Below are 23,799 nucleotides of genomic sequence, written 5' to 3' on the forward strand. Positions count from 1 at the left end.
CGTAGGTACGTGCCTGTCGTCGTCGTCACAGATTCCTCCTCGCGCCTTCCGGCGGGGATCGTCGAGCACTACCGCATGGGTGTGGTGCCGCTGCATCTGTCGCTCGACGGCGTCGACTACCGCGAGGGTGTCGACGACATCCCCGACGATCTGCTGACCAGTCCCGGCGTCACCACGTCGGGGGCCAACCCCCACGATCTCGGTGAGGTCTTCGGCGAGGCCGTCGAGGCCAGCGAGGGTGCCGGGGTGGTGGCGGTGATGATGTCGCGCCGGCTGTCGGGGACATGGAGTGCCGCGCGTCTGGCCGCCGAGAAGTACCCCGGACTGATCCGGGTGGTGGATTCGCGGTCGGTGGGACTGGCGGTGGGCTTCGCCGCGATCGCCGCCGCCCAGGCCGCCGAGGCCGGCGCCGACCGAGACCGTGCCTATGAGGCCGCGATCCGGCAGGCGGCGACCATCGAGTCGCTGATCGCGGTGCAACAGCTGGACAACCTCCGCAACAGCGGACGGATCAGCGCCGCCAGCCGACTGCTCGGATCGGCATTGTCGATCAAGCCGATCCTGGCCCTCGACGACGGCATGCTGGTGCTCCGGGACCGGCATCGCACGTTCTCCAAGGCGATCACCCGGCTCGTCGAGACGGCCGTGGAATTCGCCGACGGTCGGGCGGTGACCCTCGGTATCCAGCATTGCCAGGCCCCCGAGGCGGCCACCGAACTCGCCGGTGAACTGCGGTCGAAACTGCGGGTGGTGACCTCGCAGCTGACCGTCGACCTCGGCCCGATCCTGGGCTCGCACATCGGTCCCGGGGCCGTGGGTGCCTCGCTCACCACACACCTCGACTCGATCCCCGGCGCCGACGTCATCCCGGAGTAGTCGCTCCTCCCGGAACGGTCGCCGGCGCTGGGTGGCCGGGATGGGTGACCGGTCGGGATGCTGAGCGGGCGGTCGGTGCGATCCCACTGACCGGTACGCGATCCGACCGGCCCGAATCCCGTTGACCGGGCGCCTCGTTGCGTTGACCGGGCGCTACTTCTCGTTGACCGGGCGCTACTTCTCGTTGATCGGGCGCTACTTCTCGTTGATCGGGCGCTACTTCTCGTTGATCGGGCGCCACTTCTCGTCGACCGGGCGCTACTTCTCGTTGATCGGGCGCCACTTCTCGTCGACCGGGCGCTGCATCAGAGGAACTGCCGCGCCTGCTTGGCGGCCTTCTTCGGTGTCCGGGCCCGGAATCCCTCGCCGACGGCCCGCAGCTTCCATTCACCGTTCTGCCGGTCGATGACGGCCATCAGCATCGCGGTGTACGGCACCTTCTCGTTGAGGGTGTAGCGGGCGAGTTCGGCGCCGGTGGTGGCGTCCACCAGGCGGCAGTAGGCGTTGCGCACCGATTTGAACGACTGCCCCATGAACGAGGTGACGGTGAAGCCGAGTCTGTCGATGTGGGGTGGAATCCGTTGCAGTGCCAGCGAGATGGTTTCGTCGTCGCCGTCACCACGGCCGGTGAGGTTGTCCCCGGAGTGCACGATGGAGCCGTCCTGGCTGCGCAGGTGGTAGAAGCAGACGATCTCCACACACTCGCCGCCGGAGTACATCAGCACCGAGGCGTCCAGGTCGATCCGGCCGCCGCGGGCCGGGTCCCAGCCGAGGCCCATGGTGATGTCGGTGAGCGGGACGCCACCGTCCTTGCGCAGCACCACCCGCTGGCCCTTGGTCAGGTTCACCGGGCGGGCCTTGCTGAGACTGATCTCCGGGGCCGGTGGCGCGGCAGGCGTCGGCGCATCCGGCGGTGACATCGGCTGGGGTGGCGCCGGCTGGGATGGCATCGGTTGGGGCGGTGCGGGTTCGTCGTCGACGCTCACCCCGTGGTCGCGGACCAGCTCGGCGAAACCGCCGGCGTATCCCTGCCCGATGGCACGGACCTTCCATTCCCGGTTGCGTCGGTAGACCTCGACGGCGACCACCACCGACTCGCTCGAGAGTCCGTCGATGGCGAACGAGTACAGCTCGGTCCCGTTCTGGTCGAGCAGCCGGGCGGTGGGTGCGGGGAACCCACCGAAGGTCAGCCCGGCGTCGTCGAGGGTGAGAACCGTGCGGACGGCGGCGATCTCGGCAGGGATTCGTCCGGTGCTGATGTGCAGACGGCCCAGTCGTCCGGGGCCGGGCCGCAGGTCGACGCCCGGTCCGCTCGGCTGGTTGTAGAAGACGAAGTCGGCGTCGTTGCGCACCACCGCCTGATCGGTCACCAGCAGGGCCGACACGTCTGCGAGCGCCGCGAACTCCACGTCGACGATGATCTCGGGGGACGTCAGCGGACCGTTCTGGCCTTTGATGAGTGCGCTCACGGGGGCAGCCTACCGTGCCGAAACGCACCGAACCCGGCGTCGGCGCGCCGATTACGCTGCGTGAACGGCATCGGCCATCGGAACCGACCGAGCTCTTGTCCACAGAACCGTCACGGTCCACAGATCGGCCTCGACCTCGACCGAGCCTGTCGGAATCGGTCCCCGGGGAACCTACCGTGGCCGCATGAGCGAGACCTCTCGGACAGCACGATCCGGCCCGCGCCGAGCGTCGGGGCTGGACCGGCTGTCTCCACTGCCGGCTCCGGTGCCGGTCGATGACCCCGACGACGCCGACGATGCCGACCAGGCGCCCGATCCGGGCTGGTCGCCGGCCGCCATCCCGGCGTGGCTCGACACCTCGGCATCCGACTTCGACATCGACGACCTCGACGACGATGCCGATGCCGACCCCGACGACGACCCCGGTCACCGCCCGCGTCGGCGATTCGCGGTGGCACCACCGGGTGCGATCGCGATCATCCTGATCGGTGTGATCGCCTGTGCGGTGGCCGCTTACGGCCTGTTCGGTGAATCGGAGTCGGCGCCGCTGGTGGAGTTTCCCGCAGCGGGTCCGACGGCGGCGGCATCGAGCGGGGCCATACCGAGCGGGGCGGTGCCGAGCGGCGACGGGGCGTCGGGGGCAGGCCAACCTGCGGTGCCGCCCGCGACGCCGGCGACCGAGGTGGTGGTGAGCGTGGTCGGACTCGTCCACAAACCGGGTCTGGTGAGGTTGCCGCCGAACTCCCGTGTCGCCGAGGCGATCGCGGCGGCGGGCGGTGCACGGACCGGCGCCGACACGGTCTCGCTGAACCTGGCCCAGATCGTCCACGACGGAGACCAGGTGCTCGTCGGATATGCCGGTGGTGAGGGGCAGATGTCGTTGCGCAGCACCGTCGTCGCCACCGCAGGTGCAGCCGCCCCGGGTGCGTCTGGGGGTTCGGGCGGCGCGGCGTCGCCTGGAACTGGCGGCGCCGCACCGGCATCGGGGTTGGTCGACCTGAACACCGCCACCGCCGAACAACTCGACGCATTGCCGGGAGTGGGTCCGGTGACGGCGCAGGCGATCATCGAGTGGCGAACGCGCAACGGGAGGTTCGGGTCGGTCGATCAGTTGGGGGAGGTCGACGGGATCGGCCCGGCACGACTGGCGAAACTCCGGTCGCTGGTCACGGTCTGACGTCGGTGGATCTGCGCCTGGCACTTCCGGCCCTGGTGGTGTGGGTGATCACCGCGATCTGCCTCGGTGTGTCGCCGACGACTGCCGCCGTCATCGCGGTGGGCGCGTTCGTCATCGGTGCCGCCACCCTCATCGCGCAGCGGAAAGGGCTGCTGCGCTGGGAGTTCGCCGGTCCCATCGTGGTGGGCGCCGCGATGGCCGCCACGTGTGCGGCCGCCATGGCATTGCGGCTCGAGGTCCGTGACGCCCATCCGCTGCGGGACATGCGGGGGAAGGCCACCGTGGTGGTGACCGTGCGTGAGGACCCGGTGGACTTCGGACCCGCAGGCGGGGGACGGGTACGGATCCGGGCCGACATCGGCGCGATCGGATCCCGCACCGTCCGGCCGGCCCCGGTGGAGGTGATCGCCACCGAGACATGGAGCGCGCTGTCCCCGGGACAACACGTCCGCGCACTGGTGTCGATTCGGGCGGCACCGATGCCGGGACTCGTCGTCGCGCGGCTGACCGCATCCGGGCAACCCCGCCTGCTGGGGCGGCCGCCACCGTTGCAACGGGCGGCGACGCACATCCGGGATCGGCTGCAGCAGGCCACCTCACGGTCGCTCCCAGCCGACGCCGCAGGGCTGTTCCCGGGTCTGGTACTCGGCGACGACAGCGCGCTCGCCCCGGACCTCGAGGACGACTTCCGCGCAGCCGGGCTGAGTCACCTGACCGCGGTCAGTGGGGCCAACTTCGCGATCGTGTGTGGTGCGGTGATCGGGCTGATCCGGTTGCTCGGTGCGCCACCGAAGGTGGTGGCGGTGTGCGGGGTGCTGGTGATCCTGGGTTTCGTCGTGGTGGTGCGGCCGACGCCGAGTGTGTTGCGGGCGGCGATGATGGGGGTGATCGGGTTGCTGGCGCTGGTGACGGCGCGCCGTTCGCAGGCGTTGCCGGCGTTGGGGGCGGCGGTGATCGGGGGAGTGCTGTGGTGGCCCGAACTCGCGCGTGCCCCGGGGTTCGCGTTGTCGGTGGCGGCGACCGCGGGCCTGGTGATGTTGTCGCCGTCGGTGCGGGATGTGCTCCGTTCGTGGTGGGTGCCGCCGGGGTTGGCGGAGGTGCTGGCCATGGCGATCGCCGCGCAGGTGGTGACCGCCCCGTTGATCGCACTCGGGTTCGGCACGTTCTCGGTGGTGTCGGTGATCGCGAACGTGGCGGTGGCGCCGGTGGTCGGGGTGATCGGGATCGTCGGGACCGGGGCGGCGGTGCTCGCGGCGCTCGGGCCGTCCGGCGGGTGGTCGGTGGTGGTGGCGGAGCTGTTGATCCGGTCGTTGTCGGCGGAGATGTGGTGGATGATCTTCTGCGCCCGGCATCTCGGGTCGTGGGAGTGGGCGCAGATCTCGGTGCCCGACGGCTGGGTGGGTGCGGTGCTCGTCGGCGGGGTGACGCTGGTCGTCGGCGCGGGGACCGTGTGGCTGCGTCGCCGCGTCGTCGAGGGACAACGGTGACCGTGTTGAGGTGGTTACGTCGGAGGTGGTCGCGTCGGCGAGTTCGGCCTGCGGAGATTTCGACTCGACTTGTCGCTGCGCTCCTCGTCGGCTCAATCATCGTGGTGGTGGTGGTGCTGGTGCTGGTTGCGTCGGGGGTGGTCGCGTTGGCGGGTTCGGTCTGCGGAGATTTCGACTCGACTTGTCGCTGCGCTCCTCGTCGGCTCAATCATCGTGGTGGTGATGATGTTCGGGGTGGTCGCGTTGGCGATCTCGGCTCGCGGAGATTTCGACTCGACTTGTCGCTGCGCTCCTCGTCGGCTCAATCATCGTGCTGGGTTCGAAGTCTGCGGGGTTATGTCGGCTCAATCATCGTGGTGGGTTGGTGGTCGACGTGGTTGGCTCTGTCGTCGGGGTGATCACCACCGACCCGAGAACCGGCTGTCGGTGCCACCTGGCAGCATGGACGCGTGAGCGAACGTCTGCATCTGCTGCTGGGGGACGACGACTTTCTGACCGGGCGGGTGATCGATGCGGTGGCCACCGAGCGGTCGGAGGCCAGTGGCACCGACGTCCCGGTGACCCGGGTGCGCGCCGGTGACGTCACCGGCCCGGAGATCGCCGAGCTGCTCAGCCCGTCCCTGTTCGCCGAGGAACGGATCGTGGTGGTCGAGGCAGCTGCCGAGGCGGGTAAGGCCCCGGCTGCCCTCATCTCCGAGACCGCCGCCGCATTGCCCGACGGTGTGACCCTGATGGTGATCCACACCGGTGGCGGACGCGCCAAGTCGATGGTGTCGGATCTGCGCAAGGCCGGAGCCGCCGAGCACTCCTGCGAAACGCCCCGATGGCCGTCGGAGCGGATGACCTTTGTCCGCAACGAGTTCCGGCAACTCGGGGTGAGAGCGTCCAACGACATCGTGGAACTCGTCGTCGAATCCGTCGGTGCACAGCTCCGTGAACTGGCCGCAGCGTGCGCCCAGCTCGTCGCCGACACCGGTGGCAAGGTCACCGAGGAGAAGGTCCGCCTCTACTACCAGGGACGCCCCGAGGTCACCGGCTTCGAGGTCGCCGACCGCGCCGTCGCGGGCGATCGTGCCGGGGCGCTGGAGTCACTGGCGTGGGCGCTGCACCATGGCGTGGCGCGGGTGCTGCTCGCCGATGCGCTCGCCGAGGCGGTCCACTCGATCGCCCGGGTACGTGCGATGGGCAACGTCGGGGCGGCGTCGGCGGCATCCGAACTGGGTATGCCGCCGAAGCGGGTGCAGAAGGTCCAGACGCAGGCGAAGGCGTGGGATTCGGCGTCGATCGCGCAGGCCGTCGTGGTGGTCGCCGGTCTCAACGGGGACGTGAAAGGCCAAGCCGCCGACGCCGATTTCGCATTGGTCAGTGCGGTGTCGAAGGTGGCCGAGCTGCGGCCGGCGGGACGTCGCCGGGCGGGGTGAGAACCGCGTGGCGGGCATACGCCCGTCACGGTGGCTCCGCCCGACCATCCCACCTGGGAACGCAGTTCACCCCGGTGACCGCGTGGCGTCACCGGGGTGAGTGCTGGGATCACCGGCTCAGGACCGCCGAAGGCGGGAGCCGCCGACCGATCGCGCGAGGCGACCGGTCGGGAGGTGTGAACCCGGAAGAGTCAGAAGGCTCAGAGCTTGTTCAGCGCCAGGGCCATCGCCGACTTCTTGTTGGCGGCCTGGTTGGCGTGGATGATGCCCTTGCTGGCAGCCTTGTCGAGCTTGCGGCTGGTGCTGGCCAGCAGCTCGCCGGCCTTGTCCTTGTCACCGGCGTCGACGGCCTCGCGGAAGCCACGGACCGCGGTGCGCAGCGACGACTTGATCGACTGGTTGCGCTGACGGCGGATCTCGTTGGTGCGGTTGCGCTTGACCTGCGACTTGATGTTAGCCACGCGTATATACCTCGTCTGTCTGTTCGGGAATGTCTTCTCGTGCGGTTGTCGGGTGGTCTCGCCCGGACAACCCGCCACCCACGTCGCCGTGGGTGTGTGGGGCGCCGACTCGGTCGGGACTGCTCCTGAGCAGCTCCGACGGCGACCCCCGAGGGTGATCACGACCGACGCTGCGACAGCGATCGAGTTTACCAGCCGGACACGTAGCGCCCCAAATCCCGGCAGAACGGTACCCGGATCGGGGGTTCGGGCGGGAGGTCGGGGCAGTGCCGGCAACCGATCGCACCGCAACGATACCGTCCCGATCGAACTGTCAGGTCCGTCCCCTAGGCTCTGCAGTCATCATGTCTGCCGTTTACGTCCACGTCGGGTTGCCCAAGACCGGAACCACTCATCTGCAGGATCGGCTGTGGCGCAACCGCGACCTCGCGCTGCGGGAATCCGGGCTCCTCTATCCCGGCAATGTCATCTCCGACCACTTCCATGCGGCGGTGCACCTGCAGCCCGAGCGATACCTCGACTGGGTGGACCCGGCCTTCGACCATGCCTGGCCGACGCTGGTCGCCCAGATGCAGGCGTGGCCGCAGACCTCCCTGATCTCCCACGAGCTGTTCGCCACGGCCACCGAGGAGCACATCGCCAAGCTCGTCGGCGATCTCTCCTTCGCCGACGAGGTGCACGTGGTGGCCACGGTCCGCGATCTCGGACGGCAGCTCCCGTCGGTGTGGCAGGAGAACGTGAAGAACCAGCGGCGGGCGTCGTTCGGCGAGTTCGTCGATTCGGTGCGGGTGCACACCCGGCCGGTCGACGGTCAGCTGTCGCTGTCGGTCGGGGGACTGCTGCCCGACGAGGAGCCGTTCTGGGAGTTCCAGGACCACGTCGGGATCCTGCGGCGCTGGGCGCACGTCGTCGGCGCCGACCATGTGCACGTGGTGACCGTCCCGCGCACCCGCGGGGTGCCCGGCGACGGCCTGTGGGAACGCTTCCTGCACGTCCTCGGTGTGGACCCGGCCGCGCTCACCATCCCGGTGCCCGGTCTCAACTCGTCGTTGTCGGCGCCCCAGACCGAGTTCCTGCGTGCGCTGAACCTGCGGTTGCAACCCGACGACATCGCCTGGGAACGCTATGAGCGCGTCGTCAAGGGAGAGCTGATCGGCCAGATCCTGTTCAAGGATCGGGAGGGCGTCCCGCAGGGTCTGTCCCCGGCGCAACGGTTGTGGGCGGCCGATCAGGCCGACGTGATGGTCAACGCGGTCACCTCGGCCGGCTACCAGGTGGTGGGCAGCCTCGACGACCTGCGGGTGCCACGCGAGGACACCGACAGCCACGTCGAGCCCACCACCGAGGAAGTGCTCGATGTGGCACTCGAGACCCTCGCCGAACTCGTCAAGACGATGCCGATGCCCAGACGGGGACCGGGGCCGCGGACGCGGGCGATGAACGTGGTGCGCCGGGCCCGGCGCAAGGCGCTGGCCGTGCGCCGCTCGATGGGCCTCGACCAGGGCTCGTAGCGGGGCGGATCGCCCGGGGTGCCCGCCGCCGGTGACCAGGCGGTGGGCACGGTCGGTACACAGTCGGTGGCACTGTTGGTGAACAGTCGGTGGCATGGTCGGTGAACCGGTAGTGGCGAACGCAATTGCCGACCGTCGTGCCGAACTGACGGTTTTGTAGCACCATGTCAGGTTATGAGTCCCGCGTCGACGAATGTGCCTGCGAAGAAGGCGCGCAAATCCAGCCCCACGAAGGCCACCACCAAGGCTGCGGCGAAGACCGAGGGCGCGGTGAAAGCCGAGGGCAAGGCGAAATCGAATGTCCGCACGGCCAGGTCGAAATCGGCAAAGGTCTCCGTAAAGCCCACGGACACCGGTATTTTCGCCGGCTACGAGGATGCGAGATCATTCGGCCGCGCCTTTGACGAGATGTTCGACAACGACGGTGATGTCCGGTCGGCGTACAAGGGCATCTTCAAGGTGATGGCCGAATCCGAGCGCTCGGACATCGATGCCCGGATCGACGCCCTCGGGCGGGCGTTCATCGATCAGGGCATCACCTTCTCGTTGTCGGGCAAGGAGCGTCCGTTCCCGTTGGACGTTGTGCCACGGGTGATCTCGTCGTCGGAATGGACCAAGCTGGAATCCGGTATCACCCAGCGGGTGCAGGCCCTCGAGTTGTTCCTCGACGACATCTACGGCGAGCAGGAGATCCTGCGCGACGGTGTGCTGCCGAAGCGACTTGTCCACTCGTGTGAGCACTTTCACCGTCAGGCGGCAAACATCCGGCCGCCCAACGGAGTTCGTATCCACGTCGCGGGCATCGACCTGATCCGGGATGCCAACGGCGACTTCCGGGTCCTCGAGGACAATCTGCGGTCACCGTCGGGTGTGTCGTACGTGATGGAGAATCGCCGCACCATGGCGCGCGTCTTCCCGGATCTGTTCTCCTCGCATCGGGTTCGGGCGGTCGCCGACTATCCGAGTCATCTGCTGCGCGCACTGCGGGCCTCGGCGGCGTTCAACGAGGCCGATCCGAACATCGTGGTGCTCACCCCGGGTGTGGCCAACTCGGCCTACTTCGAACACTCCCTGCTCGCCCGGCTGATGGGCGTGGAGCTCGTCGAGGGCCGAGATCTGTTCTGCCGCGACAACGTCGTCTACATGCGCACCACCGAGGGGGAGCAGCGCGTCGACGTGATCTACCGGCGGATCGACGACGACTTCCTCGATCCGATGCAGTTCCGGCCGGACTCGATGCTCGGTGTGGCCGGGCTGCTCAACGCCGCCCGCGCCGGCAACGTCGTGATCTCCTCGGCGGTCGGCAACGGTGTCGGTGACGACAAGCTGATCTACACCTATGTGCCCGAGATCATCGACTACTACCTCGGCGAGAAGCCGATCATCGCCAACGTCGACACCCTGCGGTGCTGGTTGCCCGAAGAATGCGAGGAGGTCCTCGACCGCATCGACGAACTCGTCGTCAAGCCGGTGGAGGGATCGGGCGGATACGGCATCGTCTTCGGGCCGGAGGCCACCAAGGCCGAGCTCGACACCCTCGCCCGCAAGGTCCGCAACGATCCGCGCGGCTGGATCGCCCAGCCGGTGGTGCAGTTGTCGACGGTGCCGACCAAGGCCGGCGACTATCTCAGCCCCCGCCACGTCGACCTCCGGCCGTTCGCGGTCAACGACGGCGAGTCGGTGTGGGTGCTGCCCGGCGGCCTGACCCGCGTCGCCCTGCCCGAGGGGTCGCTGGTGGTGAACTCCAGCCAGGGCGGCGGTTCCAAGGACACCTGGGTGCTGGCCTCGCGCAGTTCGCCGGAGGAACGGGAGATGAGCGGCACCAAGGTCGTCACCAAGAGCGGTGTGGCCGCGGCCCGGCCCGCCGAGAGCGCCCCCGATCCGCTGCACACCCAGACCCAGCAACAGCAGCAGGGCCAGGTCGGCGGTGGCATGTCAGATGTGGGAGGTACAAACCAATGATGTTGGCCCGCAACGCCGAATCGCTGTACTGGATCGGCCGCTACGTAGAGCGCGCCGACGACATGGCGCGCATTCTGGACGTCTCGATCCACCAGCTGCTCGAGGACACCACCGCCAACGCCGACGGCCTGGTGCGTCTGGTGATCCAGGTGCTCGGCCTCACCCCGCCCGAACCCGGTGCGACGCTGGACGTGTGGTCACTCACCGAACGCGTTGCCTACGACCCGGATTCGGTGGGGTCGATCGTCGACCTGATCGGGTCGGCCCGCGAGAACGCCCGCGGCGCACGCGAGGTCACCTCCAGCGAGATGTGGGAGTGCCTGAACACCACCTACAACGGGCTCGGCGACGCCGAACGGCGTTCGCGCCGACTGGGTCCGCACGAGTTCCTCTCGTACGTGAAGAACCGGGCGGCGATGTTCGCCGGTCTCGCCGACGCCACCCTCAGCCACGACGACGGCTACCGCTATCTGCTGCTGGGCCGTTCGGTGGAACGCGTCGACATGACCATCCGCATGCTGCTGGCCCGTGCCGGTGACCGTTCCGGCTCGCCGGCGTGGGTCAACGTGCTGGTGTCGGCCGGCGCCCACGACACCTTCCTGCGCACCTACCGCGGCGTGATCAACGCCCAGAACATCGTCGAGTTCATGCTTCTGGACCGGTTGTTCCCGCGGTCGGTGTTCCACGCCCTGCGGGTGGCCGAGCAGAATCTCGCCGAACTGGAGAAGGGGCCGAGCCGCACCGGTGCCCAGGCCGAGGCGCTGCTGCTGCTCGGGCGGGCCCGCAGCTCGCTGGAGTTCCTCGAACCCGGCGATCTGCTCGACGGTCTGCAGGAACGGTTGCTCGACCTGCAGGACACCTGCCGGTCGGTCAACGAGGCGGTCACCGCCCAGTACTTCCATGTCTCGCCGTATGTGTCGTGGGCCGACGCCCGGGTCAGCAACGGCGAGGAGCATGTCATCGAGGAGAGTGAACTGTGAGCTGGCGACTGAGGGTCGTGCATTCGACGGGCTTTGCCTACCTGAGCCCGGTCACCTCGTCTTACAACGAGGCCCGGCTGACGCCGCGCAGCGACAACCGGCAGAACGTGATCGTCAATCGTGTCGAGACCGTGCCGGCCACCCGCTCCTACCGCTACACCGACTACTGGGGTACCGCGGTCACCGCCTTCGACCTGCACGCCCCGCACGAGGAACTCGAGGTGTCGGGGATGTCGGTGGTGGAGACCGAGCCGGGGGAGCGGCCCGGCCCCGAACGCGCGCGCGACTGGGACGGGATCCGCACCGAGGCGGTCGAGGACCGCTACGACGAGATGCTCTCCAACACCGCCTATGTCCCCAAGAACCGGTCGTTGGTGGCCACCGCCCGGCGGCTGGCCAAGGGCCTCGATCCGGAGGCGGCGGTCGAGGCGGTCTGCGGGTTCGTGAACGAGGAGATGGAGTACGTACCCGGCACCACCGGGGTGCACACCACCGCGGTCGACGCGTGGAACGAGCGCAAGGGTGTCTGTCAGGACTATGCGCACCTGACCCTGCTGATGTTGCGCGGGCTGGGGATTCCCTCCCGCTACGTGTCGGGCTATCTGCATCCCAAGCCGAACGCCGAGATCGACAAGACCGTCGAGGGGCAGAGCCACGCCTGGATCGAGGCCTGGACCGGCGCCTGGTGGGGCTATGACCCCACCAATGCCACCCCGATCACCGAACAGCACGTGTCGGTGGGTGTGGGCCGCGACTACTCGGATGTCTCGCCGCTCAAGGGCATCTACACCGGCGGGCAGGCCAGCGACCTCGACGTCGTCGTGGAGATCACCCGCCTGGCCTGAACCGCCGGCTCGGTGGGCGTCACTGCCAGCCGTAGTGGCCCCGCAGTTCGGCGGCGACGACGGCGAACCGCGACTCGTCGAGGATCGCGCCCTCGCGTCGGATCGCGTCGTCGTCGATCACCAGCACGCGGTCGAGGCGGATGAAGCTCTCCCGCTGCTCGGAATCCCACGCACCGGCACCCAGCGACATCCAGTTCTCGTCGTCGCGCCGGTGCCCCTTGCTCGAGAGCATCAGTCCGAGCACGTGATCGGGATCGTCGTCACGGGGGTCGCGTCCGACGACGAGCACCGGCCGGTCCTTGCCCTGGGACGGGTCGTCCTCGAAGGGCACCCAGGTCCACACTATCTCCCCGGGATCGGCGTCGCCGTCGAGTCGCGGCGTGTAGAGCACCCGCCGGGCGAGGTCGGCGGTGGCGGCGCGACGCGGGGCGTGCCGGGGCGTGGGACGGGTCATGAGGGCTCTCCGGCGAGCAGGGCGGTGACCGCGTCGGCGGCCTCCGGTGCGGTGGGTTTGCGGTCGGGTTTGAGGTCGTGGCCGCCCTTGTCGATCTCGACGAGCCGGGTCGGTGCCGGGATCAGCGTGAGGGCCTCGGTGATCTCGTCGGTGGTGGCGAACGGGTCGTTGGAACCGTGCACCACGACGGTCGGCACGGTGATGTCGGGCAGATGCTCGATGCGTGCCCGTTCCGGTTTGCCCGGCGGGTGCAGCGGGTAGCTGCTGAGCAGGAGCAGGTCGGCGCCACCCCCGTCCTCGCCGATCACCATCGACACCTGGCGGCCGCCATAGGAGTGACCGCCGACCACGAGGGGGCCGTCGGCCTCACCGCGCAGCGCCGCGACGGCCGCCCGGATACCGTCCCGGTCGGCGGGGGCGGTCGACGGACTCGGCGGCCCCTTGGGGTGGCGTTGCCGGTACGGCAGGTCGATGCGGGCGACGACGAATCCGCGCCCGCAGAACTCGTCGGCATAGGCGTGCAGGATCTTCGCGTCGCGGTTGCCGCCGGCGCCGTGGGCGAGCACGACCAGCCCGATCGGGTCGGTGTGGGGGCGGTGCACATCGGCGACGACACCGTCGGCGGTGAAGGGCGAGACCGTCATGGACAGCAAGCGTAGGCCCCGCCCGGGCCTGATCGGAGCCGCTGCCCGGTGCCCGGACGGGGCGACATGACAAACTGGAGGGAAACACCCACCTCGCCTGTCGTGCCGCCGGGCGCGCCAACCAGGAGCCGATCCCGATTTCCAGCTTCGCCGACACCACGTTCACCGATCCCGCGCAGATCCGGAACTTCTGCATCATCGCGCACATCGATCACGGCAAGTCCACCTTGGCCGACCGGATGCTGCAGCTCACCGGCGTCGTCGAGGAGCGGCAGATGCGTGCGCAGTACCTCGACCGGATGGACATCGAGCGTGAGCGCGGCATCACCATCAAGGCGCAGAACGTGCGGCTGCCGTGGACGGTGGGCGACGACAAGTACGTCCTGCACCTGATCGACACCCCCGGGCACGTCGACTTCACCTACGAGGTGTCTCGTGCGCTCGAGGCGTGTGAGGGTGCGGTGCTGCTCGTCGACGCCGCACAGGGCATCGAGGCGCAGACCCTGGCGAACCTGTACCTGGCGATGGAGAACGACCTCACCATCATCCCGGTGCTCAACAAGATCGACCTGCCCGCCGCCGACCCGGACCGCTACGCCGGGGAGATCGCGCACATCATCGGCTGCGAACCCGACGACGTGTTGCGGGTGTCGGGCAAGACCGGTGTGGGTGTGCCGGCGCTGCTCGACGAGGTGATCCGGCAGATCCCGGCCCCGGTCGGCGATCCCGACGCCCCGGCCCGCGCGATGATCTTCGACTCGGTCTATGACACCTACCGCGGTGTGGTGACCTACGTCCGCGTCGTCGACGGCAAGATCGTCCCGCGCGAGAAGATCGCGATGATGTCCACCGGCGCCACGCACGAGCTGCTCGAGGTGGGCATCGTCTCGCCCGAACCCAAGCCGTCCAAGGGGCTCGGCGTGGGCGAGGTGGGCTATCTGATCACCGGCGTGAAGGATGTGCGCCAGTCCAAGGTCGGTGACACCGTCACCGCGGCCCGCAACGGTGCGACCGTACCGCTGACGGGCTACCGCGAACCGCGCCCGATGGTGTACTCCGGCCTGTATCCGCTGGACGGCTCGGACTACCCGGTGCTGCGTGACGCACTGGACAAGCTGCAGCTCAACGACGCCGCACTGACCTACGAGCCGGAGACGTCGGTGGCGCTGGGCTTCGGTTTCCGCTGCGGCTTCCTCGGTCTGCTGCACATGGAGATCACCCGGGAGCGGCTCGAGCGCGAGTTCGGCCTGGACCTGATCTCCACCGCACCCAACGTGGTCTACCGCGTGGTGATGGAGGACGGCACCGAGTATATCGTCACCAACCCGTCGGATTGGCCGGACGGCAAGGCCCGCAACATCTTCGAGCCGATCGTCAAGACCACCATCATCGCGCCCAGCGAGTTCATCGGGGCGATCATGGAGCTGTGCCAGACCCGCCGCGGCGAACTCGGCGGCATGGACTACCTGTCGGAGACCCGTGTGGAGATGCGCTACACGATGCCGATGGCCGAGATCATCTTCGACTTCTTCGATTCGCTGAAGTCCCGCACCCGCGGCTACGCCAGCCTCGACTACGAGGAGGCCGGCGAGCAGGAGGCCGATCTGGTCAAGGTCGACATCCTGTTGCAGGGAGAGGCCGTCGACGCATTCAGTGCCATCGTGCACCGCGACGCGGCCTACGGCTACGGCAACAAGATGGCCACCAAGCTCAAGGAGCTGATCCCGCGCCAGCAGTTCGAGGTTCCGGTGCAGGCCGCGATCGGATCGAAGATCATTGCGCGCGAGAACATCCGGGCGATCCGCAAGGACGTGCTCGCGAAGTGCTACGGCGGTGACATCAGCCGTAAGCGCAAGCTGCTCGAGAAGCAGAAGGAAGGCAAGAAGCGGATGAAGACCATCGGGCGGGTCGAGGTGCCGCAGGAGGCCTTCGTGGCGGCACTCTCGACCGACTCGGCGGGTGACAAACCGAAGGGGAAGTAATGGCGTCTGCCGAATCGAACGTGAATCCTGTTCTCGCACAGAGTGATCTGCCTCATGGGCTCCCGGACTTCGCGTCGATCTCGGACGACGACTTCCTGCCCGCGTTCGCCGCGGCGACGGCCACGCAGCTCGGCGAGGTGTCGGCGATCGCCGACAACCCGGAGCCGCCGACCTTCGCCAACACGATCGAGGCGCTCGAACTGTCGGGCCGCGATCTGGCGCGGGCAGCGGGTGTCTTCTTCAATCTCGTCGGGCCCGACACCAACCCGCGGCGCAACGAGATCTCGCAGGAACTGTCCACCCTGCTGACCGACCATGCGAACACCATCGCGATGAATCAGGGTCTGTTCCAGCGGATCTCGACGCTGCACGATGCTGCTGACACCCTCGACCTCACCGAGGACCGGCGGCGGTTGCTCGACACCCGCTACCGGGAGGCGGTGCGCGCGGGCGCGGGTCTCGACGACGCAGGACAGCAGGAGATGCGCACCATCTCCTCCCGGCTGGCCTACCTGACCACCACCTTCTCGCAGCGGATCCTCGACGACACGAACGCCTCGGCGGTACTCGTCGACGACGCCGCGGCCCTCGACGGCCTCGGTGCCGCGGAGATCGCCGCGGCCCGGCGTGCGGCCGCCGAGGCCGGCCACGACACAGGTCACCTGATCACCCTGGAACTGCCGACCAGCCAGTCGGTGCTCACCGAACTGAACGACCCGGCCACCCGCCGGCGAGTCTTCGACGCGTCGGTGCACCGGTGCTCGCGGGACAACGAGTTCGACACGCGGGAGATGGTGCTCGAGATCGTCCGGCTGCGGGCACGGCGGGCCGAACTGCTCGGCTACCGCGACCACGCCGAGTACGTGATCGCCGAACAGACCGCCCCGAGTCCGGCCGCCGTCGACGAGTTGCTCGGCGAGCTCATCGGATCGGCGATGCGCGCCGGGGAACGGGAACTGGCCGCTATCTCGGAGTTCGCGGGCAGCCAGGGGGCCGGCGCAGGCATCGGCGCCGCCGACGTCACCTATTGGCTGACACGGCAACGACGTTCACAGTCGGAGGTGTCGCTCGAGGCGTTCACCGACTACTGCGAACTCGACACCGTCATCACCGACGGCGTGTTCTACGCGGCAGGCGCCCTGTACGGGCTGAGTTTCACCGAACGCCCCGACCTGCACGCCTACCATCCCGACGTCCGGGTGTGGGAGGTCTTCGACGAGGCCGGGACCAGCATCGGATTGTTCCTCGGTGACTATTTCGCGCGGCCGTCCAAGCGCGGCGGGGCGTGGATGAACAACATCGTCGACCAGTCGGCGGTGCTCGCCACCGCGCCGATCATCGTCAACGTGCTCAACCTGACCAAACCCGACGCCGGTGAGCCGTGCCTGCTCTCGATCGACCAGCTCACCACGCTGTTCCACGAGTTCGGGCATGCCCTGCACGGGTTGCTGTCGGCGGTGGCCTATCCGTCCCAGTCGGGCACTTCGGTGCCGCGCGACTTCGTCGAGTTCCCGTCCCAGGTCAACGAGATGTGGGCGCTGCACCCGCAGGTGCTGGCGCACTACGCCCGTCACCACGAGACCGGCGCACCGATCCCGGCCGAACTGGCCGAGGCAGCCCGCGCCAACGCCGGTGCCGACACCGCACACGGCACCATCGAGTACCTCGCCGCATCCGCCCTCGACCTGGCCTGGCATCGGCTGTCGACCGAGGCGGCGGGCGCCGTCACCGACGTCGCGGCGTTCGAGGCCGACGCGCTGCGTGCCGCCGGGGTGGGTACCGCACTCATCCCGCCGCGGTATCGCAGTGCGTACTTCAACCACATCTTCGGTGGCGGCTACTCGGCCGGCTACTACTCCTACATCTGGTCGGAGGTGCTCGACGCCGAGACCGAGCAGTGGTTCCTGGCCGAGGGCGGGCTGCGGCGGGACAGCGGGCGACGATTCGCCGATGCCACACTGTCCCGCGGAGACAGCGTGGATCCGCTTGTCGCGCACGAGAAGCTGATCGGACGACAGCCGGGGATCGAACCGCTGATGCGGCGTCGTGGACTGGTCGAGGCACTGGGTTGAGACGACCGGCCGCACGGACCGCGGTGTGATCTGATGGTCGGGTGACCGTCGTCGACGAACGTCCGGACCTGTCCCGTTTCGCGTTGCTGAGCATCGCGGCCGCGCTCGCGACCATCGTGCTGAAGGTCGCGGCCTGGCAGGTGTCGGGGTCGGTGGGTCTGCTGTCGGATGCCGCGGAATCCCTGGTCAACCTTGCCGCGGCGATTGCTGCCTTCCTCGCATTGCGGGTGGCCGCGCGCCCGGCCGATGCGGGACACAACTTCGGCCACTCCAAAGCCGAGTACTTCTCGGCGGTGTTCGAGGGTGTGCTGATCATCATCGCGGCGATCGCGATCATCGTGAGTGCAGTGGACCGGTTGCTGCATCCGCAGGAACTCGAACGGATCGGCCTCGGCCTGATCATCTCGCTGGTCGCCGCGGCGGTGAACGGCGCGGTCGCGTTGGTGTTGTTGCGGGCCGGAAACCGTCACCGGTCGCTGACCCTGCAGGCCGATGGCAAACACCTGATGGCCGATGTGTGGACGTCGGCGGGGGTGGTGGTGGGGGTGGCACTCGTCGCACTCACCGGATGGCTGCCGTTGGATGCGCTGGTCGCGATCGCGGTGGCGATCAACATCCTCGTCGTCGGGGGCCGGGTGATGTGGCGGTCGGCGGCCGGTCTGATGGATGCGGCGATGCCCGCTGACGACCGCGCCGCGATCGACGAGGTACTGGCCGGCTTCGCCGACGGCGACGTGCGATTCCACGACGTGCGCACCCGCGAATCGGCGCACGAACGGTTCATCCAGTTCCACATGCTGGTGCCGGGGGACTGGTCGGTGGCCCGCGGCCACGACCTCGCCGAAGAGGTCGAGACCGCCCTCGCCGCCCGCCTCGACCACATCCGGCCCACCATCCACGTCGAACCGATCGAGGATGCGCGCTCCTACGAGAACTGGCGACTGGACTGAACCCGGCCGGCCGGGCGCACAGTGCCTGGCCCGGCGCGGTGGTGGTGGCGGAATTCTTCGGCTCGGCGCGGGCGATACCATGGGCACGGACTCGCCTCCGGCGTCGCTCGACCTGGAGCGCTCGGGAGACCAGTTCGAATCACGCTGAATTGAAGTCCGGTGGCGACCGGAGTGGACGAGGTGATGGCTGTGGACGGCGTGCTCGCGTGGTGGGACGGCGTCGAGGAATGGCTCACCGGACTGTCGTTCGTCCCTCAGCTGCTGGTCACGCTGATCGTGGTGGTCCCACTGGCCATCGCGGTCGCGATCGTGCTGAATCTGCTGGTCGATGGCGTGATGTCGGTGATCGATCGTCGACGGTTCGCCGACGACGACGGAAAGGGTTTGTAGGACGTGATCCGTTCACGCGTGACCATGGCGCTGCTGGCGCTCATCATTCTGGTTCTCCTGGCGTGGCTGTTGACCCGATAGCACGTCGCCCTGCGTAACTCCAGACCCGGTTTTCCGGTGGCGATCGGCAGGCTCAGCGGTTGTTAGTTTTATCCGGTCCCCGCCGGTCGCAGCCCTTTCGACCGGCCCCCGCTGAGCCCTGGAGGAAGCAGTGAGCGCTGGCCCCGTCACGCGACGCGGCACCCCCGTACTGGTGTGTTTGTTGGCACTGGCGATGGTGCTCGTCGCGGGCTGTGGAGGCGGATCGACCGACGAACCCGGTGGAGTGGATATCTCCAGCGGCAGTCGGCACCTCGATCTGGTCGCCTACGCAGTTCCCAAGACCGGTTACGACGAGATCATCCCGGCGTTCCGCGCCACCCCGGAAGGCCACGACATCGGTTTCTCGGTGTCCTACGGCGCCTCCGGTGACCAGTCCCGCAAGGTCGCCCGCCGAGTTCCCGCCGACGTGGTGAACTTCTCGGTCGAACCCGACATCACCCGTCTGGTGAAGGCCGGTCTGGTCGACAAGGACTGGAAGAAACAGGCACCCAACAACAGCACCCCGTTCGGTTCGGTGGTCGCACTGGTGGTCCGCAAGGGCAACCCGAAGAACATCCACGACTGGGCCGACCTGCTGAAGCCGGGTGTGCAGGTGGTGACCCCCAACCCGGGCAGTTCCGGCTCCGCCAAGTGGAACCTGCTGGCACCGTATGCCGCACTCAGCGACGGTGGCCGCAACTCCCAGGCCGGCCTCGACTACATCTCCGAACTGGTGCGCGACCACATCAAGGTGGTGCCCAAGTCCGGTCGCGAGGCCACCACGGCCTTCGAGCAGGGCCAGGGCGACGTGCTGATCAGCTACGAGAACGAGGCGATCATGCTCGATCGGGCCAATGCGACCGCCGGTGCGAACAGCCAGGTCGAGTATGTGATCCCGCCGCAGACCTTCAAGATCGAGAACCCGGTGGCGGTGGTGAACACCTCCGACGATCTGGCCGGAGCCCGGTCGTTCGTGGACTACCTGTTCACCCCGCAGGCACAGCGGATCTGGGCCGAGCAGGGCTTCCGCCCCGTCGACCCGGCCATCATCGAGCAGACCCGTGACCTGTTCCCGGGTGACATCGAGAAGCTGTGGACCATCAACGAACTCGGCAAGGTCCTCGGTGAGGGCACCGCCGAGGACAATGACGGCAAGGACCTGACCGGCTGGAAGGCCGTCGACGAAGCGCTCTTCGGCAAGAAGGGCGCCATCACCAAGATCTACGACGCAGGGGGTAGGCAGTGACCTCGGTCGATTCGACGACGTCGGCAACCGCGACGCCGGTTCCCGATTCCCGCCCACCGGGCGGATTCCTCGGACGCTCGCGCACCTTCGCCGGCGTCAGCCCGGCGACCATCGGTATCGCCTGGCTGTGGCTCAGCATCATCGTGCTGCTGCCGCTCGCCGCGATCACCGTGCAGTCCTTCGACGACGGGTGGAGCGGCTTCTGGGATGCGGTCACCGCACCCGCAGCCCTCGACACCCTGTGGATCACCGTGCTCGTCTCGGTGATCGCGGCACTGATCAACGTCGTGTTCGGCACCCTGATCGCCTGGGTGCTGGTTCGAGACGAGTTCCCCGGCAAGGGGTTCGTCAACGCGATCATCGATCTGCCGTTCGCGCTGCCCACCATCGTCGCCAGCCTCGTGCTGCTGTCGCTGTACGGGCCCAACAGTCCCATCGACATCCAGCTCAACGCCACCAAGCCGGCGCTGGTGATCGCCCTGACCTTCGTCACCCTCCCGTTCGTGGTGCGGCAGGTGCAGCCGGTGCTCATCGAACTCGACGTCGACGTCGAGGAGGCCGCGGCGGTACTCGGCGCCAAGAACCTCACGATCTTCCGCAAGATCGTGATGCCGTCGCTGCTGCCGGCCATCCTCACCGGAGCCGGCCTGGCGTTCACCCGGGCCATCGGCGAGTTCGGTTCGGTGGTGCTGATCGGTGGCAACATCCCCGGTGACACCCAGGTGGCATCGCAGTACATCCAGCAGCAGATCGAGATCGACGCCCCGGTCGACGCGGCCGCGATCTCGGTGGTCCTGCTACTGATCGCGTTCGTGACACTGCTCGTCCTGCGGGTCGCGGGCCGGTGGCAGTCCAAGCGAGAGGACGCCGACCGATGAAGGTTTCGCCACTGACCAAGTACGGGCTGCGCACGATCGCACTCGTCTACCTGTTCATCCTGCTGATCGTGCCCGTCGGCACCATCTTCTACCGGTCGTTCGAACACGGCATCGTGCAGTTCTGGGAGTGGATCACCACCCCCGCGGCGATCTCCGCCCTGCAGATGAGCCTGCTGATCGTCGTCATCGTGGTGCCGCTGAACGTGGTGTTCGGTGTGGTCACCGCCCTGGCGCTGGCCCGCGGCAAGTTCCCCGGCAAGGGGCTGCTCCAGGCCGTCGTCGACCTGCCGTTCGCGGTGTCGCCGGTGGTCGCCGGTGTCGCGCTGATCCTGCTGTGGGGCTACGGCGGCTGGTTCGGGGGCATCGAGAGCCTGGGCTTCCGGGTGATCTTCGGATTCCCCGGCATGGTGCTCGCGACGCTGTTCGTCACCCTGCCGTTCGTCGCCCGTGAGGTGGAGCCGGTGCTCCGCGAGATCGGCACCGAACAGGAAGAGGCCGCGGCAACCCTCGGAGCCAATGCGTGGCAGGTGTTCTGGCGGGTCACCCTGCCGGCCATCCGCTGGGGTCTGACCTACGGCGTCGTCCTCACCGTGGCCCGCTCACTCGGCGAGTACGGCGCGGTCACCATGGTGTCGTCGAACTATCCGGGTATCTCGCAGACCCTGACACTGTTGGTCCATTCCCGATACACCGACGACTACAACGAATTCGGCGCCTACGCCGCGGCGACCCTGCTGATGTTCGTCGCCATCGTGGTGCTGATCCTCATGTCGCTGATCGAACGGCGTGCCAAGTCACGTCTGGCCGACGCCAGCGAATCCACCTCGGGCGACGTCGAACTCGTCGAACCCGACCTCACCCCGCCGCATGGTCCCGAACCCGTCGATGCCAAGCAGCTCGTCCACCAGCACAAGGAAGGCGTGTGACATGTCCATCAAGGTGATCGGCGCGAACAAGCGCTATGGCGACTTCGCCGCCCTCGACAACGTCTCCATCGACATCCCGGACGGACAGCTCACCTCGCTGCTCGGCCCCTCCGGCTCGGGCAAGTCCACACTGCTGCGTGCGATCGCCGGGCTCGACACCCTGGACTCGGGCACCGTGCTGATCGACGACGACGACGTGTCCCGCAAGTCGCCGCAGAAGCGCGACATCGGGTTCGTGTTCCAGCACTACGCCGCGTTCAAACATCTGACCGTGCGCGACAACATCGCCTTCGGCCTCAAGATCCGCAAGCGGCCCAAGAAGGAGATCGACGCCAAGGTCGACGAGCTGCTCGACGTCGTCGGGCTCACCGTCTTCCAGAAGCGGTTCCCGGCTCAGCTGTCGGGTGGTCAGCGACAGCGGATGGCGCTGGCCCGGGCACTCGCCGTCGACCCCAAGGTGCTGCTGCTCGACGAACCGTTCGGCGCGTTGGATGCGAAGGTCCGTGACGACCTGCGCCGCTGGCTGCGTCGTCTGCACGAGGAAGTGCACGTCACCACTGTGCTGGTCACCCACGACCAGCAGGAGGCGCTCGACGTCAGCGACCGCATCGCGGTGCTCAACAAGGGTCGGATCGAGCAGATCGGTACACCTGACGACCTCTACGACCGCCCGACCAACACCTTCGTCGCCTCGTTCCTCGGTTCGACGGTGCGGCTCAACGGTGATCTGGTGCGCCCGCACGACATCCGGCTCGGCCGCACCCCGGAGATGGCATCGCCGTCCACCGATGCATCGCTCGACACCGGTGTGCTCAAGGCGACCGTGCAGCGCGTCGTGAACCTCGGATTCGAGACCCGGGTCGAGCTCATCGCGTCCGCATCGGGCGAGGAATTCGCCGCCGAGATCACCCGGGGCGACCAGAACGCCCTCAACCTGCAGGCAGGGGAGACCGTCTACGCCCGCGCGACCAAGGTGGCCGCACTCACCGAAGCATGACGGTGTTGTCTGCGCGTCACGTTGGAAGGTGAGCACCTCGGAGGTGGCTGCGTTCCGGCGTGACGGTGCAGAGGTTTCGACGGACGGTCGGCCTCGCTAGCGCGAGGACGTCCTGCTCAACCATCGTGTGGGGAGCGGTTTTTGGTGATTGAGCCGATGAGGAGCGTAGCGACGAGGCGTGTCGAAATCTCCGCAGGCCGACGTCGGGAGGTGGGCACCTCGGTGGTGGGTGCGTTCCGGGGTGATGTTGCAGAGGTTTCGACGGCCGGTCGGCCTCGCTGGCGCGAGGACGTCCTGCTCGACCATCGTTTGTTGGTGATTGAGCCGATGAGGAGCGTAGCGACGAGGCGCGTCGAAATCTCCGTCGGCTGATGTCGGAACGTACGCACCTCGGAGGTGGGTGCGGTCCGGCGTGACCATACAGAGGTTTCGACGGACGGTCGGCCTCGCTAGCGCGAGGACGTCCTGCTCAACCATCGTGTGGGGAGCGGTTTTTGGTGATTGAGCCGCGGAGGAGCGGAGCGACGAGGCGTGTCGAAATCTCCGCCGGCCGACGTCGGGAGGTGGGCACCTCGGAGGTGGCTGCGTTCGGGCGTGATGTTGCAGAGGTTTCGACGGACGGTCGGCCTCGCTAGCGCGAGGACGTCCTGCTCAACCATCGTTTGTTGGTGATTGAGCCGCGGAGGAGCGTAGCGACGAGGCGTGTCGAAATCTCCGTCGGCTGATGTCGGGAGGTGGGCACCTCGGAGGTGGCTGCGTTCGGGCGTGATGTTGCTGAGGTTTCGACGGACGGTCGGCCTCGCTGGCGCGAGGACGTCCTGCTCAACCATCGGTTGTTGGTGATTGAGCCGCGGAGGAGCGTAGCGACGAGGCGTGTCGAAATCTCCGCAGGCCGACGTTGGAAGGTGGGCACCTCGGTGGTGGCTGCGTTCGGGCGTGATGTTGCAGAGGTTTCGACGGACGGTCGGCCTCGCTGGCGCGAGGACGTCC

The 23,799-nt window shown here is 68.0% G+C and carries 20 protein-coding genes; 16 read left to right on the top strand and 4 right to left on the bottom strand.

The window, feature by feature from the left end:
- The first annotated feature begins 9 nt into the window (after positions 1 to 9).
- A complete protein-coding gene (locus Q9K23_RS22055; protein ID WP_053776615.1) occupies positions 10 to 876 on the top strand; it encodes a DegV family protein in 867 nt (288 codons plus the stop codon).
- 305 nt (positions 877 to 1,181) lie between these two features.
- On the opposite strand, the gene Q9K23_RS22060 is transcribed toward Q9K23_RS22055, so the two are convergent.
- Entirely contained in the window at positions 1,182 to 2,345 is a 1,164-nt protein-coding gene (locus Q9K23_RS22060; RefSeq protein ID WP_053776614.1) for a TerD family protein, read from the bottom strand.
- Between the two features lie 184 nt (positions 2,346 to 2,529).
- Here Q9K23_RS22060 and Q9K23_RS22065 point away from each other — a divergent pair, with 184 nt between their 5' ends.
- From Q9K23_RS22065 to holA, 3 genes are all read left to right on the top strand, one after another.
- Positions 2,530 to 3,522 carry a ComEA family DNA-binding protein gene (locus Q9K23_RS22065; RefSeq protein WP_053776613.1) on the top strand — a complete coding sequence of 331 codons (993 nt, stop codon included), beginning with the start codon at positions 2,530 to 2,532 and terminating at the stop codon, positions 3,520 to 3,522.
- Positions 3,523 to 3,527: 5 nt separating this feature from the next.
- Positions 3,528 to 5,009, top strand: a complete 1,482-nt coding sequence (locus tag Q9K23_RS22070; RefSeq protein WP_305950282.1) for a ComEC/Rec2 family competence protein — start codon at positions 3,528 to 3,530, stop codon at positions 5,007 to 5,009.
- Between the two features lie 449 nt (positions 5,010 to 5,458).
- On the top strand, positions 5,459 to 6,430 hold the full coding sequence (gene holA, locus Q9K23_RS22075; protein WP_020792204.1) for a DNA polymerase III subunit delta: 972 nt from the start codon (positions 5,459 to 5,461) through the stop codon (positions 6,428 to 6,430).
- A gap of 200 nt (positions 6,431 to 6,630) precedes the next feature.
- Here holA and rpsT read toward each other — a convergent pair whose 3' ends face one another.
- Complete coding sequence (rpsT, locus tag Q9K23_RS22080; protein ID WP_020792205.1) at positions 6,631 to 6,891, bottom strand: 30S ribosomal protein S20; 261 nt, start codon at positions 6,889 to 6,891, stop codon at positions 6,631 to 6,633.
- 344 nt (positions 6,892 to 7,235) lie between these two features.
- Here rpsT and Q9K23_RS22085 point away from each other — a divergent pair, with 344 nt between their 5' ends.
- The 4 genes from Q9K23_RS22085 to Q9K23_RS22100 all read left to right on the top strand — a co-directional run bounded on the left by Q9K23_RS22085 (position 7,236) and on the right by Q9K23_RS22100 (position 12,189).
- Positions 7,236 to 8,402: a hypothetical protein gene (locus tag Q9K23_RS22085; RefSeq protein ID WP_053777594.1), complete on the top strand. Its 1,167-nt coding sequence runs from the start codon at positions 7,236 to 7,238 to the stop codon at positions 8,400 to 8,402.
- 174 nt (positions 8,403 to 8,576) lie between these two features.
- Positions 8,577 to 10,364 carry a circularly permuted type 2 ATP-grasp protein gene (locus Q9K23_RS22090; RefSeq protein WP_020791018.1) on the top strand — a complete coding sequence of 596 codons (1,788 nt, stop codon included), beginning with the start codon at positions 8,577 to 8,579 and terminating at the stop codon, positions 10,362 to 10,364.
- Entirely contained in the window at positions 10,361 to 11,344 is a 984-nt protein-coding gene (locus tag Q9K23_RS22095; protein ID WP_020791015.1) for an alpha-E domain-containing protein, read from the top strand. Before Q9K23_RS22090 ends, Q9K23_RS22095 begins: the two co-directional genes overlap by 4 nt.
- Positions 11,341 to 12,189 carry a transglutaminase family protein gene (locus tag Q9K23_RS22100; RefSeq protein WP_053777591.1) on the top strand — a complete coding sequence of 283 codons (849 nt, stop codon included), beginning with the start codon at positions 11,341 to 11,343 and terminating at the stop codon, positions 12,187 to 12,189. Before Q9K23_RS22095 ends, Q9K23_RS22100 begins: the two co-directional genes overlap by 4 nt.
- A gap of 19 nt (positions 12,190 to 12,208) precedes the next feature.
- On the opposite strand, the gene Q9K23_RS22105 is transcribed toward Q9K23_RS22100, so the two are convergent.
- Entirely contained in the window at positions 12,209 to 12,643 is a 435-nt protein-coding gene (locus Q9K23_RS22105) for a type II toxin-antitoxin system PemK/MazF family toxin (RefSeq protein WP_053777590.1), read from the bottom strand.
- Positions 12,640 to 13,287 (bottom strand): alpha/beta family hydrolase, encoded by a 648-nt coding sequence (locus Q9K23_RS22110; RefSeq protein WP_053777589.1) that lies wholly within the window; start codon positions 13,285 to 13,287, stop codon positions 12,640 to 12,642. Before Q9K23_RS22110 ends, Q9K23_RS22105 begins: the two co-directional genes overlap by 4 nt.
- Positions 13,288 to 13,361: 74 nt before the next feature.
- On the opposite strand from Q9K23_RS22110, the gene lepA reads away from it, so the two are divergent.
- The 8 genes from lepA to Q9K23_RS22150 all read left to right on the top strand — a co-directional run bounded on the left by lepA (position 13,362) and on the right by Q9K23_RS22150 (position 22,809).
- A complete protein-coding gene (lepA, locus tag Q9K23_RS22115) occupies positions 13,362 to 15,269 on the top strand; it encodes a translation elongation factor 4 (protein WP_152972788.1) in 1,908 nt (635 codons plus the stop codon).
- Positions 15,269 to 17,341: a M3 family metallopeptidase gene (locus tag Q9K23_RS22120; RefSeq protein WP_053777587.1), complete on the top strand. Its 2,073-nt coding sequence runs from the start codon at positions 15,269 to 15,271 to the stop codon at positions 17,339 to 17,341. The genes lepA and Q9K23_RS22120 overlap by 1 nt, the downstream gene beginning before the upstream one ends.
- A gap of 41 nt (positions 17,342 to 17,382) precedes the next feature.
- Entirely contained in the window at positions 17,383 to 18,291 is a 909-nt protein-coding gene (locus Q9K23_RS22125) for a cation diffusion facilitator family transporter (RefSeq protein WP_020792782.1), read from the top strand.
- A gap of 183 nt (positions 18,292 to 18,474) precedes the next feature.
- Entirely contained in the window at positions 18,475 to 18,681 is a 207-nt protein-coding gene (locus Q9K23_RS22130) for a hypothetical protein (protein WP_053777620.1), read from the top strand.
- Positions 18,682 to 18,892: 211 nt separating this feature from the next.
- Entirely contained in the window at positions 18,893 to 20,008 is a 1,116-nt protein-coding gene (locus Q9K23_RS22135; RefSeq protein ID WP_053777586.1) for a sulfate ABC transporter substrate-binding protein, read from the top strand.
- On the top strand, positions 20,005 to 20,886 hold the full coding sequence (gene cysT, locus Q9K23_RS22140) for a sulfate ABC transporter permease subunit CysT (RefSeq protein WP_020792784.1): 882 nt from the start codon (positions 20,005 to 20,007) through the stop codon (positions 20,884 to 20,886). Before Q9K23_RS22135 ends, cysT begins: the two co-directional genes overlap by 4 nt.
- The gene (cysW, locus tag Q9K23_RS22145; RefSeq protein WP_020792786.1) at positions 20,883 to 21,812 is read left to right on the top strand and encodes a sulfate ABC transporter permease subunit CysW; all 930 of its coding nucleotides are present in this window, start codon (positions 20,883 to 20,885) and stop codon (positions 21,810 to 21,812) included. Before cysT ends, cysW begins: the two co-directional genes overlap by 4 nt.
- A 1-nt stretch (position 21,813) precedes the next feature.
- Positions 21,814 to 22,809: a TOBE-like domain-containing protein gene (locus tag Q9K23_RS22150; protein WP_020792788.1), complete on the top strand. Its 996-nt coding sequence runs from the start codon at positions 21,814 to 21,816 to the stop codon at positions 22,807 to 22,809.
- Positions 22,810 to 23,799: the final 990 nt, after the last annotated feature.

Origin of the sequence: Gordonia sp. NB41Y, assembly GCF_030718915.1 — a bacterium.
Lineage (GTDB): Bacteria > Actinomycetota > Actinomycetes > Mycobacteriales > Mycobacteriaceae > Gordonia > Gordonia desulfuricans.

Coding starts and splice junctions, on each gene's coding strand:
- Q9K23_RS22110 (WP_053777589.1), bottom strand. CDS start 13,287: ATGACGGTCTCGCCCTTCACCGCCGACGGTGTCGTCGCCGATGTGCAC.
- Q9K23_RS22065 (WP_053776613.1), top strand. CDS start 2,530: ATGAGCGAGACCTCTCGGACAGCACGATCCGGCCCGCGCCGAGCGTCG.
- cysW (WP_020792786.1), top strand. CDS start 20,883: ATGAAGGTTTCGCCACTGACCAAGTACGGGCTGCGCACGATCGCACTC.
- Q9K23_RS22085 (WP_053777594.1), top strand. CDS start 7,236: ATGTCTGCCGTTTACGTCCACGTCGGGTTGCCCAAGACCGGAACCACT.
- Q9K23_RS22150 (WP_020792788.1), top strand. CDS start 21,814: ATGTCCATCAAGGTGATCGGCGCGAACAAGCGCTATGGCGACTTCGCC.
- Q9K23_RS22095 (WP_020791015.1), top strand. CDS start 10,361: ATGATGTTGGCCCGCAACGCCGAATCGCTGTACTGGATCGGCCGCTAC.
- Q9K23_RS22130 (WP_053777620.1), top strand. CDS start 18,475: ATGGCTGTGGACGGCGTGCTCGCGTGGTGGGACGGCGTCGAGGAATGG.
- Q9K23_RS22090 (WP_020791018.1), top strand. CDS start 8,577: ATGAGTCCCGCGTCGACGAATGTGCCTGCGAAGAAGGCGCGCAAATCC.
- Q9K23_RS22120 (WP_053777587.1), top strand. CDS start 15,269: ATGGCGTCTGCCGAATCGAACGTGAATCCTGTTCTCGCACAGAGTGAT.
- Q9K23_RS22105 (WP_053777590.1), bottom strand. CDS start 12,643: ATGACCCGTCCCACGCCCCGGCACGCCCCGCGTCGCGCCGCCACCGCC.